Origin of the sequence: Bernardetia sp., from assembly GCF_020630935.1 — a bacterium.
Lineage (GTDB): Bacteria > Bacteroidota > Bacteroidia > Cytophagales > Bernardetiaceae > Bernardetia.
The window spans coordinates 1-17,787 of record NZ_JAHDIG010000013.1 but is presented as its reverse complement, the minus strand read 5'-3'; the positions used below and the strand labels follow the sequence as shown (position 1 = coordinate 17,787).

The window sequence follows — 17,787 nt, the reverse complement described above, 5'->3', positions numbered from 1 at the left end:
CTCATTTTGAATGATATATATCTAAAATTTTCCTTTTTGTTTGCGTAACTTTTTCTTTTCTTTACGTTCTAGCTTTTTGAGTTCTCGTTTGCTCATGGCTGCAATTTCGTCTAAGCGTTTCTTATGATTTATGGCTTCTTCTAAAGAAATATCTTGTTTTAGCGTATGAATTGTTCCCTTTGTTTGGATGGCAATATCCCAATATTCTGGGCGAATGAGGTCAATTTCTTCCGTTCTTGTAATCAAGATGTGAACAGGTTTTTTAGATGTTTTGAGTTCTTCTAATAGTTTTATATCACGCACGCTTGCCATATTATCAGCAATCAAAACTAATGCTTTTGCTTTTGGATAATTTTTTTGAGCATATAGTAAGGCTTCTACATCGTTTTCTGGAAAATCGCCTCCTGTGCCTGCTGCCTTTGAGGTTTCCATCATTTGAAGAGCTTCATCAATACTTCCCGTTTTGGTGGCATAAATTCCACCTGTTTTTCCTATTTTTTTTTCCTTGTTGGGGGTATCATCTCCGTCATTAAAAAAAACGAAATTCAAGATAGAAGACGTATCACTTTTTGCATTTTGTTGGTTGTGCCAAAGCAAAACAGGTGTTGCAAAATGGTACATACTTGCCGTCCAATCACAAACCACCACCACATCTTTCCAGTCTTGACGGTCAAAGACTTGATAAGTAGAATTAGGTTTGGGATTTCCTTCTTTTATGAAGGTAGCTTCTGCTGATTCTTCATTGTAAGCAAAGGTTGGAACTACTGGAGTTTTGGGTTCTTCTTTCGGAGTTTCAGGTATTTTCTGCTTTTGAGTTTTTGCTTTTTCCTTCATATCATAATACACCACAAAACCATGATATAGATTTTTAGCTTGGGCAGCATTATCGACAAGGTGAGCTACAAATTCCCATTTTACATTTTCTTTAAAAAGTTGGGGCGCTGTTTTTTCAAGTTCGTTTAGACGAGCTAAGTTGAGTTTGCGCTGCTGAATTTCTTGAAAGTTATTGGTTTTTGGATATTTTGAATAGACAAGTTCTACACGCTGAATTTCTACTTCATCTAAAAGTCTGGCGTGGGAAGTATTTGTTACGGCAATTTTTCCAAAAGCTGTTGGAAACAAGAATGTTCCCTCAACAGAAGTGGCAGGGTCATAGTCTCTAGTTTCTCTAGTTTCTGCTTTCCCCATGACAAGACTAGCAGACTGTGCCAAAACAGAAGAAAAACAAAATACAGACAAAAATATAAAAAGGAAATGGAATAGTATTTTTTTCATTGATGAAGCTAATTTCGTACGTACTCTAGGCTATTGTATCTAAAACGTTGTTACTAGAGAATCCTTATTCAAATAAAATTATTTTTTAATGATAATTTACAAAAATAAGCCATTAGAATCTTAAAACCCTTAGAAAAAACAGAAAGCTAGACATGTTTGATAGTTTTTAGAGAAAAATATACGTAATTCGTAAAAATTGAATCTATACTATTTTCTTATGATTACTCGTTCTACACTTCTTCACCTTCGTATTCCGTTTTCCATTTTCCTAATGCCAGTATTTTGTTTTGCTGCCAGCCAAGTAGAGCATCTGACGTGGCAAATGTATTTTGCTGTCTTTGTGATTTTGCATATTTTCGTCTATCCTGCCAGCAACGGATTCAATAGTTTTTACGACAAAGATGAGGGCAGCATTGGAGGGCTAAAAAATCCACCTAAAGTAAAACAGGATTTACTTTTTACTTCGCTCATCTTTGATGTGATAGGACTTTTTTTTAGTTTTCTGTTGGTAAATTGGCAGTTTGCACTACTGGTTTTTATCTATGGAATGATGTCTAAAGCATACAGCCATCCTAGTATTAGGCTGAAAAAATATGCGATTGGAGGCTGGCTGACGGTCGGAATTTTTCAAGGAGCTTGCACATACTTGATGTGTGTATTAGCATTTGAAAAAGATTTTCTGACAGATTTTTATGGTTTTGAGGTACTTTACAAAGAAAGACATCTTTTTGCTGCTGCCTTGATTTCGATTTTACTTTTAGGTTCGTATCCTATGACACAAATCTATCAGCATGAAGAAGATGCAAAGCGAGGTGATAAAACTATTAGTTTGCTTTTAGGAATCCGTGGAACGTTTATTTTTACTATCCTATTTTTTGGAATCGCAACAGCAGGATTTTATTTTTATTTCTCTACTTTCCAAGATGAGTTTTATTTTTGGCTCTTTCAAGCCTTTCTTGCTCCTGTTTTGCTTTATTTCGTCTATTGGACTATCATTTCTTGGAGAGATGCTTCACAAGCCAACTTTCAGCGAACCATGCTTCTCAATGTTTTGTCTTCGCTTTCTATGATAGCCTATTTTACAATTATTACATTGATGAAGTAGCTGTATAATTTTGAAACAGTAACCTACTTATTTTCAAACTTATAAGTTGAATTTTGATTTAATTTCTTTTGATAAACAAGATTCAATATTATTTAGCTTTATGAATTCATAAAGTGAAATTTGTTGTGTATCAGACATTTACTTAAAATAGTACCAGTTATTTTCACCATCCCATCCTTCTTGGAGGAAAAATAACCATTTTCTTTGATTATCTAAGATATAAGAAGGAATCCCTAAATCAATTAAGGTTTGATAGTTCTGTTTTATGATTCTTCTATTTTCTTTATCATTATTCATCTTATCCAATATTTGTAATAAAAAATCTATGTCTTCAGTACTACCTTTTGAAGCTGACCTTGATGAAAGTTAGGTCAGCCTCTTCAGAGCAGACCAAAAATAGCTCATGACATAAATAAACATCTAAGTCTGTTTGTAATACTGATATTTATGTAAGGCTACTCATTTTGTTTCTAATTTATCATTTTATCTCCATTTCTTCCAAAAAAATGTTATTTTAGCAGAACTATATCCTATTCCATAAAATAATTGCATACAAAGAGCTATGGCAGAACGCAGCACAGGCAAGTCTCCTATCGCCCCAACACAAATTCGCAAACAATCTTTCAAACAAGTTACCTTTGGTGGTTATCGTAAGGAAGATGTAAGCGAATATCTTTCTGATATTGCCGAAAATATGAGTTCGGTAGCTCATCGCAACGAAGAACTTGAAAGACAAGTAGGCTACTTGCATTCCGAACTTGCCAAGCTCAAGGAAATTGAACGTACTCTTTTAGAATCGCTCTCACACGCACAAGAAGCCAACCGTCTGAACTTAGAACAGGCACAGAAGCGAGCAGATTTGATGATTTTGGAAGGAAAAATGCAAGCTGATGCACTTCTTCAGACTGCAAAATCGAATGCCAAGCAAGTTCTTTTGAGTACACAACAGCTTGCTGACCAAACGCTTACAGAAATGAAGCGAGAGATAAAACTTTTGAATTATGCCTATGAGTATAGTGCGCAGCAGAAAGCACAAATGATGCAGGAGCTTAAAAGTTTTATGGAAACAGCTCTTTCAAAAATTGACCGTTTGGCAAAACTTGATGTGGAACATACCTCTGAAAAAGCATTGGAGCGTGCCGAAAGAATGCACCAACAACAGAGCCAAATGATTAGGGAACAATTAAGGCTGCTAGAAGGAGGAAATTATCAAGATTTATATTCTCAAACAGACGTTTCATATTCTGATTATTCTCAAAGTAATGAGTATGACAAAGAAACGCCAAGAAAAGTTGTTCCAGAAATGCGTCAAGAAATGAAATATGAAGCCGAGCAGAAAACAAGAGAAGAACAAGAAAAAATAAGACAAGAATTAGAACAAGACCGACTAAATCAAGAACGTATCAGAAAAGAGTTGGAAGCTCAAGAAGAAAAAGACAGACAAGAGTTTGCTAAAAAAATAAGAGAACAAGAACAGAAAGTAGAAAAAACTCAACAAGCTCAAAAAGATACTTCATCGTCTTCACGCTCAAGAGGTGTAATTTTTGATTTGAGTGATTTATAAAATCAATTCAGAACTTAGATTGCAGATTTTAGAATAGAAAAATAATATAAAATGAATCCATTTAAGAAATTTTTATTAGGCGTTCGTTTGTATGGAAAGGCTTTTTCGTTTACAAAAGAACACAATCTTTGGAAATATCATTTACTTCCTGCCTTTTTGAATCTAGTTATTTTTCTTTCTGTGGGAGTGTTAGGGTATTATTTTGTTGGAGATACGATAGACTGGTTAGAAAGTTTGGTAGGCTTAGAAAATCCTGAAAACTGGTGGCAAAAAGGACTTTCTTATTTGGTTATATTCTTAGTTTCAGTAGCTTCTGTCTTAATTTATTTGAAGTTATATAAATATCTGATGCTTATTTTGCTTGCTCCAGCACTTTCTATTGTGGCTGCAAAAGTACAGGAAATTCTGCATCCAGACCGTCCTAACGAAGAATTTCAATTTCCTCAATTTGTTAGTGATTTGAAACGTGGTCTTACAATTAGTCTTACTAATCTAGCCATAGAACTGGGCATTACCATTCCTCTTATTTTGCTAGGAATTTTTGTCTCATTTTTGTCTCCCTTTACAACCATCATCGTTATTTTGGTAGAGTCTTATTTTCTAGGCTTTGGAATGATAGACTTAAGGAATGAGTTTATGAAATTGGGAGTAAAAGAAAGTAGAGAAACTGTAAAAAAACACCGTCCTTTTGCTGTGGGCGTAGGGCTGACCATGTACCTTATGATTCTGATTCCTGTTTTAGGAATTTTATTTGCGCCTATTTGGGCATGTATTTCGGCTGGTTTGGGAATTTATGAATTGGAGGAAGGTTCTGTAACTGAGGTGTAACACCGTTGTTGAGGTACGATACTACATTCTGTAAGGTGTATAAAAGAGTTCCCAAGAATTTAACTCAATGGCACAAAGATTTCCTACTTCGCCTTTATATTTTCTGTACTTTCCTAAAGTTACATATACACACCCATTATCAATCGGAACAATAGCCGTTCGGTTTTCTTTGGCTAGTTCAAGGTTTTGTTTTATTGCTTCTAAGTTATGCACTACATGTCCGTGTACAACAGGCTTCTGATTAGTCTTGTATAGATTTCCTTTAAATTTCCGAATCCAAAGCATAGCATGAGTGTTGGTAAACAAATCTTCATCGTTGAGAGGTTCATAACCTACATCAAAACCAGCGTGGACTAAAAAGCAGTTTTCTAGCTCAATATAGAAAAGCATATCATCAAAAAAATCAGCATATTTTTTCTTTATCTTTCCTTTCTCATTAACCAACTCTTCCAAATGGTTTCTTGCTATGGTTTTCCTATGTAAATAATTATCATTCTGATGATAAAAATCTAAAAGCATTTGTTCGTGATTGCCTATCAAGACAAAAATTTGATAGCCTTCTTGTTGCTTTTCTAGGATATAATTCAATAAGAGAATAGAATTTTCGCCTCTGTCTATTAAATCTCCCAAAATAAAAAGTTGGTCATTTTTTTTAAGATTTAAAATATCTTCTACCAAATACATAAACGTTTTGCCACAGCCGTGAATATCACTAATAGCAAAACGTCTGCCTTCATTTTTTGGAATTTTTTGGGTAAACTTTTTTGGGAATATTTGAGGTAAAAGATGGTTTTTTTTACTCATAGATTCTAAATTTCTTGATGGTATTTTTATTAAAAGATTTAATTCAAAAACCCCAAGACTTTCATCTTAGGGTTTTACAAAGTTTACTTTTCTACTTTTATATCTTCTATACTAATTTCTAGTTCTTTTAGGTTTTGAGGTTGTGAAATATTGTTTGATTTTTCACTCTTCCCGTTCTGTTCTCTGCGTTTTCTTCTGCGCTCTGCAATGCGTTTCAACAGACTAGCTGTAATATTTAAGAAATTAGCCTCTGTAATAATTCCAACAAGGTTTTTATTTGCCACCACAGGCAAGCATCCCACTTTGTGTTTTCGCATCAAGTCCATAGCTTCATAGATATTTGCCTCTGGAGAAACAGTATGGACATTGGTTATCATCAAATCTTTTACTGTCTTGACATTATTTTTTATATCTCTTTGTTGAGAAGTAAAATAACGAAGCAAAAGACGAGAAGAGACAAGCCCACCCAAAACACCATCACGACATTCCACAGGCAAGTAACGAATGCGCTGCCAGTCCATAATATCGGCTGCAAACTCGGGTACATCATCTTCTGTAACCGTAAAAAGGTCAGTGTCCATAAACTCTTCCACTAACAAATCTGAAGGCTGCCAATCCGAAATATCTTCAATCGTGGCGAGTTTCCACGTATGAATAGGTTTGTTACTCTTTTGTTTGGCTGCAATCGCTACTGTGATGGCTGTCATCACTTCCTCTTTTGTAGTTTGTTTGATGAGTTTGGAATAGGATTGAAGCATCCAATTTGCTCCTGTTTGTTCGGATTTTACACGAGCTTCAATTACACCAATATATTTATCGATGTCAGTCTGATTTACTCTAGCTTTTTGCAAGCCTTTTCTTGCCATTGGAATTATTTCTTTCAAAAGTAAATCCTTTATACTCATTTTTTTACCATTGACCCACTTTACATCCACACGCAAGCCATGGCGAGCTACATTCATAAAATTAGCACGAGCATCATCAAACTCCATTATTTCGCTTACGTCTGGATAAGTATCTTCAAAGGCATTCATTGCACCAATCCAAAGAGCTGCATTGGCTACTTCATCTACCACTGTTGGACCTGCTGGCAAAATACGGTTTTCGATTCTCAAATGAGGTTTTCCATTTGGACTTACACCATAACACGGACGATTCCAACGATATACTGTCGAATTATGAACATTCAAAGCACGTAATTTTGGTGTTTTGCCTTCTTGAACCATCTTCAAAACATCTTCATCAATATCTGTTGTCAAGAGAACTCTAAAACGCATAATATCCTCACGATACAAATCTAAGATAGAACCTTTGAGCCATTTATTGCCAAACATCACACGAGGACTGCGCTCACGCAAATGCTCTGATGAAATACGAGTGTCGACTGACTGACGGAAAAGTGCAATTCTTGTTTCACTCCAAAGACGCTTATTGAAAAGCATCGGAGAGTTGCAAGCTGCTGCCAAAATGGGTGCTGAAATAGCCATTGCAACATTATATTTTGAAACAAAATTTTCTGGTTTTACTTGTAAATGCACTTGAAAACTGGTATTGCACGCCTCCACAAGTGCTGTATCATGCAATGTATTGAGTTCGTCTATTCCTTCAATTTTGAGCTCGTAGGTTTCTTTTCCTCTCAATTTTTTTAATGAGTTCATTAAAGCATAATAACGGTCTAAGGGAGTAATATTAGCCGTCGTTAGGTCAAACTTTCGAATAGTGGGAAGGATTCCTGTTAAGATATAATCTATATCATGTTTTTTTGTAATTTTCTCTAATGCTTTTAATAATTCTATTGTCTCAGCTTCTAGTTTGGAAAAACAATCTCCCTTGAAAGGCTGTGGCTCTAAATTACATTCTACATTGAAGCGAGCAAGTTCGGTGGTAAAATTTTCATTTCCTAAGGCTTCCAATACTTCTAAGGCTGTGGCAGAGGGTTTTCCGTGGTCATCTACCAAACAGATTTCTTGTTCTGCTCCAATGTGCATTTGTTCTGTATCGAAGCAATCTTTTTTGAGCATCAATTCAAGGGCTTGAATATCTTTGAGTAGGTAGCGTGTAAACTCATTGAGGTCAAGCTGATTGTCTGCTATTCTTACGTTCAAGTCTCCCATAAAAATTATATATCTGTGTTTGTGAAAATATTTTTTAAGTAGTATGTTTTTGTAGATGATTATATTATAGTTTGGTCTAAAATACAAATTTTAATTTAATAGAATGCTTGTTTGCCAAATTTTTATAAAATGCTTTCTAGACAAAACCTTATTTCACTTTTATTTATTCATAAGAACAAAACAGGCATTGTCCTTACAGATTTAAAATAAACACTTATGATTTTGTATTTTTGTTGTTAAAATGATTTTTGTCAAAGATACATCTTTGCCCTACACACTTATCCATCAATTTATAAATTATGAAAATTCTTTGTATTGGTAGAAATTACGCTGACCATATTGCCGAACTCAATAACGAACGTCCTTCTGAACCTGTCATTTTTTTAAAGCCAGATACGGCTATTCTCAAAAATAATGACCCATTTTATCACCCAGATTTTAGTAAAGATATTCATCATGAAGCAGAACTCATTTTGAGAATATGTAAGGAAGGAAAATACATTGAAGAACAGTTTGCAGCTTCATATTATGATAAAATTGGTTTAGGGATAGATTTTACGGCAAGAGATTTGCAATCCAAAGCTAAGGAAAAAGGTCTTCCGTGGGATATTGCTAAAGGCTTCAATGGTTCTGCACCTATTTCAGAATGGATAGATATTTCGACGTTAAGAGACCTCAATTCTATTGATTTTCACTTGAATGTAAACGGACAGACACGCCAAAAAGGAAATAACGAGCTTATGATTTGGAATTTTAATGAAATTATAGCTTATATTTCTACCTTTTTTACACTCAAAGTAGGAGATATTATCTTTACAGGTACGCCAGCAGGAGTAGGAAAAATAAACATTGGCGATAGGTTAGAGGGTTTTATAAGAGAGAAAAAAATGTTAGATTTCGAAATTAAATAAAACAAAGCCTTGTTGATAGTCTTGACCTCAACGACGGTTAAAAAAGATTGAAAAAGTATGAAAAGTAAATGTTTATCTGTTCAATTTCTAATGCTAAATAGCTTGCTATTTTTCATACTTTTTGTCTCTAATTCTTTACAAGCACAGCCAGAAGCCTACAACAAAGCCGTTGAGATGGCACAAAATGGAAATCCGAAGGAAGGCTTAGAGTTGCTCAAGTCAGCACTCAATGCAGATAGTAAAAATTCGGAGTTACTTTATTATACAGGCTTTTATTTAGAGCAACTCAAAAATGTTCCAAAAGCAGTTGAACTTTATAAAGAGGCTATAAAAATAGATAAAACTAATTTTGAAGCCAATTATAGATTAGGGTTTCTTTATGAAAAAATAGATTCGGCAGAGCAGGCATTTGCTTATTATAAGACAGCACTTCTTCATGTCCCAAGTACGCAAGAAGAGGAGAAAAATACGATTTTGGCAAGAATTATTGTTCTTTCTGATGCTACACAGAAAATAGATAAAGAAACTGTGGCGTATGCAGATACGTATTTCAAATCACAAGAAATAGAAAAAATTCCTCCTCCTGTGGCACTTGCTTTGGCAAATATTCTCTATCAAAATTCAGAGTATGAAAATGCCCAAAAACTGACGAAACCTATTTTAGAAAAGACCAATTCAAATGCATATCCTGTTCAGAAAGCAGCTTTTATTTATACCAGTTGTGCTTTTCGCTTGCAAGACTTTGATGGTATGGCAACCTACTATGCAAGAATACAAGATAAAAGATTGAAAACAGAGCTAGAAAACACAGCTCCGAAGTATTATTACAATTTGGGTTATGTGTATTTTTTTATGTACGACTTTGATAAAAGTATGCGCTATCTTCGAACTGCCCTCACTATCAAGACTGACTATTCTCCTGCACAAGTTTTTCTCAATAAGGTAGAGCATCAAAAAGAGGATAGGTCAGAAGTTATAGACCATATTCGACAAAAAATAAAATTTTCTGAACACAAATCACACGATGCAGCCTACTATTATGACCTTACTCGCCTTTGTGTATATGAAAAACGTTATAATGAAGCCATTAAAGTAGCCGATTCATGTTTACAATTAGAGCCTAATAGGCAAGAAGTATATTTTTTGGAGGCTATTGCAAATTATAAAACTATTAAAGATAAAGAAGGAGTAGTAATTGTAGAGCAAGCCCTCAAAAAATTTCCAAAACTAGATAATGAAACTCGCTCAAAATATTATTTTCTGTTAGGATTATTACAAAAAAGACTCAAAAACTATGGAGAAGCTGAAAAAGCCTTCGAACAAGCCAAACGAGGTGTTTTTGAAGATGCAGCTCATTGGGAACTTAGCAAACTTAGAGAATAAGTAAAATTATAAATTGGTGTTTGTGATAGAGTTGATTTCGTAATTTCATTTATCATTCACAATTTACCATTAATCATTATTTAGCATCCATTGCTACTCTAAAACCAATCAAATTGCTTCCAAAACCTTGTGGATTGTAATAACGGTTGGCAATACGTAGATTTCCTTTGTTTCCAAACCAACTGCCTCCTCTGATAGAACGATTCAAGCCTTGTGGAACTCCTTTAGGATTTTTCTGACGATGCTGCTGATAACGTCCATAATGGTCGTAACACCACTCCCATACGTTTCCAGACATATCATAAATACCTAATTCATTTGGTTTTTTCAACCCTACTGGTTGTACCATCTCAACAGAGTTTCTTTCATACCAGCCCACAACTTCAGCATAATTTGCTCCTGAATATGTATAATGATTTGTTTTTAGTCCTCCTCGTGCTGCATATTCCCACTCAGCTTCTGTAGGAAGGCGTTTTCCAGCCCATTCAGCATATTGATTAGCATCATCCCATGTTACTCCAACAATAGGGTGATTATCGTCCCAGCCCCACATTGGTTCTTTAGGCATATCTCTGCCTGTTGCCTCACAAAAAGCTCTGTATTCTTTGACAGTAACTTCATACCTACCCATATAGAAATCATCTAGTTCCACTTCATGGATAGGCATTTCATTTTCAAAAGTAGTGCTGCCCATATTGAAAATACTTCCTTTTACCAAGACCATTCCTGTGGTGTCTTGTTGTGTCTTGGCAAAATAATGGGTAGAATGAGTGTATTCTTTATCTAACGAAGCAGGAAAAAAACCACTTCCTAAGATAATGATAGCTATTCCAAAGGCAGAAAGAAAAAAAGAAAAAATGTGAGTAGAAGTAAAACGAGTTTTCATAAAACGTTATCTGGCAAGTTAAAAAGGTAATTGGTATGAAGATAGGTTTAACACTAAATGTCTAAAGTATAAAAATACACAAAACAGTAAGGAAAAAATCTTGCCAATGTTAGTACCTATAACTTTCACTTATTTTTTACATCTCAAAATTTATAAAAATAAAATATTATGAAAGTGTAAAATCTATTCTACATACTTGAAGTCTTTAATAAGAAACCATACCATAAACTGTACAAAACTGAAGAGAAAAATTACTAAATAAGTAACAGGATTTTTCGTAACTGGAAAAAGATGTTCAAAAATAGTAATTGCTGTTTGGATAGGCTTAGTAAATACGTCCCAAGAATTAAGTCGTAGTATTCTACCTAAGTAAATTCCAAAGCTACTCAAGACAATACAGAAACTGATAAGAAAGTTTGCAATCTTTTTGCTTTTCCATTTGACTAAGATTTCATATACTAACTTTAAAGAATAGAACCCATAAAAGAGAGACAGAATAGAAAGTGAAAAAATAATAAGTGTATCATATAACACAACAGAACTATTTTTATCTACATGAATCAAATCACTAATCATATAGGGAGCATTTGGATAGAAAAGAAGCCAAAGACAAACACCTAAGACAATAAGGATTGTATTTAATTTTTGGTAGAAAATATCAATTAGCAAAACTACTCCAAAAGGAATAAATCCTAAAAATAAATTCCAAAGCAAAAAGTTGTAGTTAGAATTATTTTCTACCAAATTGCGAACGAAAAGTATTCCAACTGACAAAATTGTTGAGATAAGAAGTGTAGTGAGATATTTCTTTTTGTTAGAAGCCATAACCATAAATTATTAATCTTGATTTTTTAATTTTATAGAAGGGTCAAATCCGACAAGATAAGCTACAACTAACCACAGTACCCAACACACGTTACCAAAAAATAAATAGCCAAAGTAGCCAAGTACAGGCATTTCAGAGAAAATATGAAATTTATCTAAGTAAGGAATTGCATATTTCCAGTAGTTAGGATTAGTAGGAGCATAATCGTGAAACCACTCACTTCCAAAATTCCAAAACTCCCAGAAAAAACCATTAACAACAGTAGCGATTGCAATCAAAATTACAAACGACCAATCTCCCTTTTCCGATATAGCAGTAAAAGGATTCCAAAGCTTAGATATACTCATAGCTGGAACTAAAACAGGAACTAAAGACACCCAAAGAACCCAAAAGAGAATGAAAGGGAAGTAGCCCATCAATAACAAAAGTATAAAACCTAATATGAGAAGCACCCATTGTACTAGATTTGATGGTTTGATAGAAGGTCCTTTTTTGTAGTAGTTATTGATGCCTTTAAAAGTTTTTAGAAGTGAATACCACTCAAAAATGGCTGGAAGAACAGTAGTGTAAGACAAGAGTTGCCAAGAGATATTTCCAAAGTTGGTTAGGACTTTATTGTTAGGGTAATACCAATTTTCTAGGACAAAAAAATTCAAATATTCAAATACAAACCAACTGAATGCAGAGCTTACAGCCAGTAGTTTCATTGTATTGGGTTTAGATGAAATCAAAGATACACCACCATTTCTCTTATAAACTATTCCATCTAAAACAAAAATAAACCCCCACCAAAGAGGAACGAAGGTAAAATGTTCTATAGGATATAAAATTTTTATTCTTGCCCACATCAAGAACCAGCTTATAAGTGTAATCACTACTGCTGGATAAAACCATTTTGGATAACTTACTTTAGGAGGAGGGGGAGTTATAGGTGTATATTTTTTAAAACCAAAAATCCTTGGAAAAAGAAGAAAGAGTAAAATTATAACAGCAACGATACTAGCTAATATAAAATAAGTAAGGTTGAAAGGAGGGTCTGTAACAACTTTTTGTGCAGGAAAAAAACCATACCCAGGGGGCATGCCACCCCATTTTATATAAGAAGATACAGTAGGAATAATAAATACTAAAAGAAATGATATGAGCAGTAGCTTTCTATTTTTCATTAGTCTAAGTAGTATAAGTTTGAAATTTGAATTAATTTAAGGCTTGTTTAAATTTTTCATTTTACATCTAGTGAAAATAAGAAATTTTTTGACTCATCAAGGTATTTTTAAGGAGAATAGCAAACTATTTGACGAAAAAATAACACAGATATAGGCTAAAATTTATCATTTGTAGCTCAAAGAACTAATTTTAAACAAGCTCTAAATCTAAAGCTAACATTTTTTCCTAAAAAACATACTATGTTATAGTTTTAAACTTGGCTTTTAATAGTAAAAATATTAAATTTAGTTTGAGCTCGTCTAAGTTATTTGAAAGTTAAAATTCACTTATCAAAATTAATACCTTTGCACTAAAAAAATGAAATACTTTTATATACTTTTTTTTGTTTTTATACCAATAGTTTTGTTTGCTCAAGATAGAGTTATTCAGTTTGAAGATGCAAAGGAAATTATGGTAATAGGAGAAACAATAGAGTTTTTAGAAGACAAAACAGGAACACTTACCATAAATGATGTATTATCAGATGCATATCAGCAGCAGTTCAAATTAAATAATAAAAAAGTATTTACTTATGCAGCAACTCGTAGTGCATTTTGGTTTAAGATTACTGTCAATAACCTCACTAATGACAAACTTTGGCTAGAAGCTGGTAGTACCTATGCAAGATATATAGATTTTTTTGCTCTTGATAGCTCTTCAAATTATTCATTAGTTGCACAAACAGGTACATTTCGCCCAGAGCAATCTAAATTGGTAGACGTAAATTTATTTTGGTTTCCACTTACTACAACTAAGCCAACTTATCAGACCCAAAACACTTATTACTTGAGAGTTGAAGAAGCTCTAACCTTTGAGTTACCTCTTCAAATTGGAACATTACCTGCTCTTTACAAAAACAAGACAAAAAATGATTTTCTTACGGCAGGGTTCTTAGGAATTATGATAATCATGATTCTCTATAATGCTTTCATATATCTCTCTACTAAAGACATTATATATGTATATTATATTGGATATTTACTACTAATGTCTATATCAATGACCTACGCCAATGGTTATCCTTTCATTCAAGATATAAATATTGGCTTTATTGATAAGAAATGGTGGAATAATTACTTTTTGTTTTGGCATCCTTTTGTGTATTTATTTATAGGGATTTTCTGTATTAAATACTTAAATCTTAGTAGTTCAAAAGGAAAAATAGTTAGGCAAATTATTATAGCAGAACTTGTAATTATATCTGGTGTATTTCCTCTCCTTACCTTATTTGGAGTAGAATTGGTGGATACTGTTGCTCCTTTCCAAGGATGTATATTATTGCTCTATGCTACTTGCTTAGTTACTGCTTATTATTATGCCTTCAAAGGAGATAAACAAGCCCGTTTTTATGCTTTAGGCTGGACTTTTATGATTACAGGAGTTTTTACTTTTTTCTTTGTTTTATTTGGTGTTATTCCTTTTAATCCATATACTCGCAATGCTTTATATTTTGGGGTAGCCTTAGAGGTTTGGATGTTCTCTTTAGCTTTAGGAGATAGAATGAATATTATACGAAGAGAGAAAGAGTTCATACAAGCAGAGCTGCTCAAAACCTCTGAAGAACACAGAAAGTTTGTAGAAACTCAAAACAAGAGGTTAGAAGAAAAGGTAGAAGAACGTACAGAAGAACTCAATGTAGTAAATGAAGAGCTTTCAGTAAACTTAGAAAGGCTAAATGAACAAAACATACTCATAGAAAAAAAGAATCAAGATATTTTATCTAGTATTACTTACGCTCAGCAAATTCAAGGAGCTATATTACCAAGTCTTTCAGAGATAAAAGAAAATTTGCCAAAGAGTATGATTTTCTTCCGACCTAAAGATGTCGTTTCTGGAGATTTTTACTTTTATTCTAAAAAAGAACAAGATATCTTTATCGCTTCAGTAGATTGTACTGGACATGGTGTTCCTGGTGCATTTATGTCTTTAATAGGAAATGATTTACTACATCAAATTATTCATGCTAAAAACATTCTTCATCCAGATGAAATACTTAATACACTCCGATTAGAAATTACTAGAGCCTTAAAGCAAAAGAGTGGTACAAACAGAGACGGAATGGATATTGCCATTTGCCGAATCAATCTTTCTGTAGAAAAACCCTTTTTAGAATATGCAGGAGCTAAACAACCTCTTGTTTATTTTCAGCAAGGAGAAATGCATAAAATAAAAGGAGATAAAATAATCATTGGAGGAGCAACAGATTATTTTAAAGGACAAAAGTTTAAGTTGCATAAAGTATTTATAGATAAACCAACTACTTTCTATCTTTATTCTGATGGAATACAAGATCAGTTTGGGGGAGAGCGAAATAAAAAGTTTATGCCTCGTCGTCTCTACCAACTGCTTACAGAAATACAGGAAGCTCCATTTACAGAGCAGGAACAAAAAGTAGAAGAGGTGATCAATACATGGAAAGGATTTCATAAGCAAATAGATGATATGCTCCTAATAGGTTTCAAATTAGAAAGTTGATATATTGCATAAAAATCGACGATTCTAATTTCTACCAGCAAAATGACTAACAAACAGCTCGCTCAAGCCTTCAAACTGACAGGTTCACTTTTAGAACTCCACAATGAAAATTCCTTTAAGGTTCGTTCTTATACAGGAACAGCAACACGTTTAGAAAATCTGAATGAAGTGGCTGCCGAACTCTCTCAAAAACAGCTTGTAGAGTTAGGTTTTAGTCAAAATATGAGTGAGAAAATATTTTCTCTTTTAGAAAATGGAAGTTTTAAGGAATTAGATGACCTTACAGCACAAACACCCACAGGAGTTTTTGAAATGCTCAATATTAAAGGCTTAGGAGCAAAGAAAATTCGTGTAATTTGGCAAGAATTAGACATTGAAACTACAAAAGACCTCTACGAAGCTACACAAGATGGCTCACTAGAAAAAACAAAAGGCTTTGGTAAGAAAACAGCTGAAAATATTGCTAGTCAGATAAAGTTTTTAGAAAAACAAGAGGGGAAACATCGAATCAATGTAGCTTTTCAGTATTCAGATTATATTATTCAAAACTTAGAAAAACAAGATTTTATAGAAAAAATAAATGTAGCAGGACAAGGCAGAAGGCACGAACCTGTTATTGATACTATTTCTTTTGTGGCTATTCTGAAAAAAGAAAAAACTACTAAAGAAGCCTTTGAGTTTTTAAATGATTTGGACGGAATTAGTCAAGATAAAAAACAAAGCTCGCCGTTTCTTTGGAAAGGAAATTTTGATGAAGTTGATTTGAATATAGAAATTCATTTTACAGATAAAGAAAGTTTTTATGGGAAACTGTTGAGAGAATCGGCTTCTACTTCGCACCTCAATTATGCTGAAAAAAATGCAGTAAACGAAGAAGTTTCTTTACTTGAATATTCATATCAAAAATCAGAGTCAGAAGAAGAGATTTATAAAAAGATAGGAGCAAAATTTATTCCTGCACCTCTCCGAAATGGAAGAGAAAATAATAATAGCGAATGGAAATGGATAAAAGAAAATTCGCAATCTGAACTTTTAGAGCTGCAAGACTTAAAGGGAACAATCCACAACCATTCTACGTACAGCGACGGACAAAACAGCATCGAACAAATGGCTTTAGCAGCCCAAGAGTTAGGGCATTCGTATCTAGTAATTTCTGACCACTCACAATCTGCTTTTTATGCTAACGGCTTGAACAAAGAACGAGTAGAAAAACAGTGGGAAGAAATAGAAATCTTGAATCAAAAACTAGCTCCTTTCCGTATCTTCAAAGGAATAGAATCCGATATTTTGAATGATGGAAGTTTGGATTATGATGAAAATACGCTCAAAGGCTTTGAAGTAGTGATTGCTTCTGTGCATTCTACACTAGGAATGAGTGAAGAAAAAGCAACTGAACGTCTTTTAAAAGCCATTCAAAATCCATATACAAAAATCTTAGGACACCCCACAGGAAGACTACTTTTAAGACGTGAAGGCTACCCAATAGACCACAAAAAAATCATTGATGCTTGTGCAGAATGCAATGTAGCGATTGAAATAAATGCAAATCCGTATCGCTTAGATTTGGATTGGAAATGGATTGATTATGCAATGCAAAAAAAGGTGTGGCTCTGTATCAGTCCAGATGCACATTCTACCGAAGGTCTAAAAGACAGCAACTGGGGCGTAAAAGTAGCTCAAAAAGGAGGACTTCTAAAATCTAAAACCCTCAATACACTTTCTGTGGAGGAGTTTGAGAGTTGGATTGAGAGTAAGTGATAATTAAAATTTAACGTATTTGATATATGATACTAGATATTTTTGAGCCACTAAAAGAGATTAATTTATTTGTAGGAATATTTTTTTCTGCTGCTACTTTGATTTTACTTAGTATTGTAGAAGTTATACTCATATCATCATTTGTTCTGCCTGTTTTTTATCTCAAATTGTTTCGTTTTACTTCAAAGATAAATTACCAAGTGCCAAGTAATTCTTTGAAGGGTAGGAAAATACGTAAAAACTCAATAGTCTATTATTTTAAATCAGAAGGTAAGGCTTATTTTAGGAGTGTATCCATGTTTTCAAAAGATTCAGCCAAACTAAAAGGCATCATAAAAGCTAAAGATGGACAAATAAGAGTCAGTATTAGTATACCATTTATATCAACAATATTATTACTTTGTGTCTTTAGTATTTTTACTGCTTTTGCGATAGGAAATATTGTAGAGCTAATTGGAATGGCTGAAAGTACAAATTTTCAACGATTTTTTTCAGATGATAAAAATATTTTCTCCTACATATACTTTCCTCTTTGTACGTGCGTATCTATTGGATTTATAATTTATGGCATTAATTCTATGAGAAAAAGAACTCGTGCTATTTTAGAAGATGTTATCCAAATTATAGAAGAACATGCTGTCTAGTAAAATAA

The 17,787-nt window shown here is 33.5% G+C and carries 15 protein-coding genes; 8 read left to right on the top strand and 7 right to left on the bottom strand.

Going from position 1 to position 17,787, the window contains the following annotated elements:
- Nucleotides 1–21: 21 nt before the first annotated feature.
- Nucleotides 22–1,275 (bottom strand): hypothetical protein, encoded by a 1,254-nt coding sequence (locus QZ659_RS05500; protein WP_291723105.1) that lies wholly within the window; start codon nt 1,273–1,275, stop codon nt 22–24.
- Nucleotides 1,276–1,492: 217 nt separating this feature from the next.
- On the opposite strand from QZ659_RS05500, the gene QZ659_RS05495 reads away from it, so the two are divergent.
- Complete coding sequence (locus tag QZ659_RS05495) at nt 1,493–2,380, top strand: UbiA family prenyltransferase (protein ID WP_291723102.1); 888 nt, start codon at nt 1,493–1,495, stop codon at nt 2,378–2,380.
- A 138-nt stretch (nt 2,381–2,518) separates the two neighbouring features.
- Here the strand turns inward: QZ659_RS05495 and QZ659_RS05490 are convergent, their stop codons facing one another.
- Nucleotides 2,519–2,686, bottom strand: a complete 168-nt coding sequence (locus QZ659_RS05490; protein ID WP_291723099.1) for a hypothetical protein — start codon at nt 2,684–2,686, stop codon at nt 2,519–2,521.
- A gap of 256 nt (nt 2,687–2,942) precedes the next feature.
- On the opposite strand from QZ659_RS05490, the gene QZ659_RS05485 reads away from it, so the two are divergent.
- Both QZ659_RS05485 and QZ659_RS05480 read left to right on the top strand, forming a co-directional pair.
- Nucleotides 2,943–3,944 carry a DivIVA domain-containing protein gene (locus QZ659_RS05485; protein ID WP_291723097.1) on the top strand — a complete coding sequence of 334 codons (1,002 nt, stop codon included), beginning with the start codon at nt 2,943–2,945 and terminating at the stop codon, nt 3,942–3,944.
- A gap of 51 nt (nt 3,945–3,995) precedes the next feature.
- Nucleotides 3,996–4,772, top strand: a complete 777-nt coding sequence (locus QZ659_RS05480) for an EI24 domain-containing protein (RefSeq protein WP_291723093.1) — start codon at nt 3,996–3,998, stop codon at nt 4,770–4,772.
- A 21-nt stretch (nt 4,773–4,793) separates the two neighbouring features.
- Here QZ659_RS05480 and QZ659_RS05475 read toward each other — a convergent pair whose 3' ends face one another.
- On the bottom strand, nt 4,794–5,576 hold the full coding sequence (locus QZ659_RS05475) for a metallophosphoesterase (protein ID WP_291723089.1): 783 nt from the start codon (nt 5,574–5,576) through the stop codon (nt 4,794–4,796).
- Nucleotides 5,577–5,659: 83 nt separating this feature from the next.
- Nucleotides 5,660–7,690: a CBS domain-containing protein gene (locus QZ659_RS05470; protein ID WP_291723085.1), complete on the bottom strand. Its 2,031-nt coding sequence runs from the start codon at nt 7,688–7,690 to the stop codon at nt 5,660–5,662.
- 299 nt (nt 7,691–7,989) lie between these two features.
- Here QZ659_RS05470 and QZ659_RS05465 point away from each other — a divergent pair, with 299 nt between their 5' ends.
- Nucleotides 7,990–8,601, top strand: a complete 612-nt coding sequence (locus QZ659_RS05465; protein ID WP_291723082.1) for a fumarylacetoacetate hydrolase family protein — start codon at nt 7,990–7,992, stop codon at nt 8,599–8,601.
- A 57-nt stretch (nt 8,602–8,658) separates the two neighbouring features.
- On the top strand, nt 8,659–9,984 hold the full coding sequence (locus QZ659_RS05460) for a tetratricopeptide repeat protein (RefSeq protein WP_291723079.1): 1,326 nt from the start codon (nt 8,659–8,661) through the stop codon (nt 9,982–9,984).
- A 76-nt stretch (nt 9,985–10,060) separates the two neighbouring features.
- On the opposite strand, the gene QZ659_RS05455 is transcribed toward QZ659_RS05460, so the two are convergent.
- The 3 genes from QZ659_RS05455 to QZ659_RS05445 all read right to left on the bottom strand — a co-directional run bounded on the left by QZ659_RS05455 (nt 10,061) and on the right by QZ659_RS05445 (nt 12,862).
- Complete coding sequence (locus tag QZ659_RS05455) at nt 10,061–10,870, bottom strand: formylglycine-generating enzyme family protein (RefSeq protein WP_291723075.1); 810 nt, start codon at nt 10,868–10,870, stop codon at nt 10,061–10,063.
- A gap of 183 nt (nt 10,871–11,053) precedes the next feature.
- A complete protein-coding gene (locus tag QZ659_RS05450) occupies nt 11,054–11,695 on the bottom strand; it encodes a DUF1361 domain-containing protein (RefSeq protein WP_291723073.1) in 642 nt (213 codons plus the stop codon).
- Nucleotides 11,696–11,707: 12 nt separating this feature from the next.
- Nucleotides 11,708–12,862 (bottom strand): small-conductance mechanosensitive channel, encoded by a 1,155-nt coding sequence (locus QZ659_RS05445; protein ID WP_291723070.1) that lies wholly within the window; start codon nt 12,860–12,862, stop codon nt 11,708–11,710.
- 358 nt (nt 12,863–13,220) lie between these two features.
- On the opposite strand from QZ659_RS05445, the gene QZ659_RS05440 reads away from it, so the two are divergent.
- Genes QZ659_RS05440 through QZ659_RS05430 form a run of 3 tightly spaced genes read left to right on the top strand, consistent with a single transcriptional unit; the run spans nt 13,221 to nt 17,779 of the window.
- Nucleotides 13,221–15,377 (top strand): 7TM diverse intracellular signaling domain-containing protein, encoded by a 2,157-nt coding sequence (locus tag QZ659_RS05440; protein WP_291723067.1) that lies wholly within the window; start codon nt 13,221–13,223, stop codon nt 15,375–15,377.
- Between the two features lie 42 nt (nt 15,378–15,419).
- Complete coding sequence (locus QZ659_RS05435) at nt 15,420–17,135, top strand: DNA polymerase/3'-5' exonuclease PolX (protein WP_291723065.1); 1,716 nt, start codon at nt 15,420–15,422, stop codon at nt 17,133–17,135.
- 26 nt (nt 17,136–17,161) lie between these two features.
- Entirely contained in the window at nt 17,162–17,779 is a 618-nt protein-coding gene (locus QZ659_RS05430) for a hypothetical protein (RefSeq protein WP_291723062.1), read from the top strand.
- Nucleotides 17,780–17,787 lie beyond the last annotated feature (8 nt).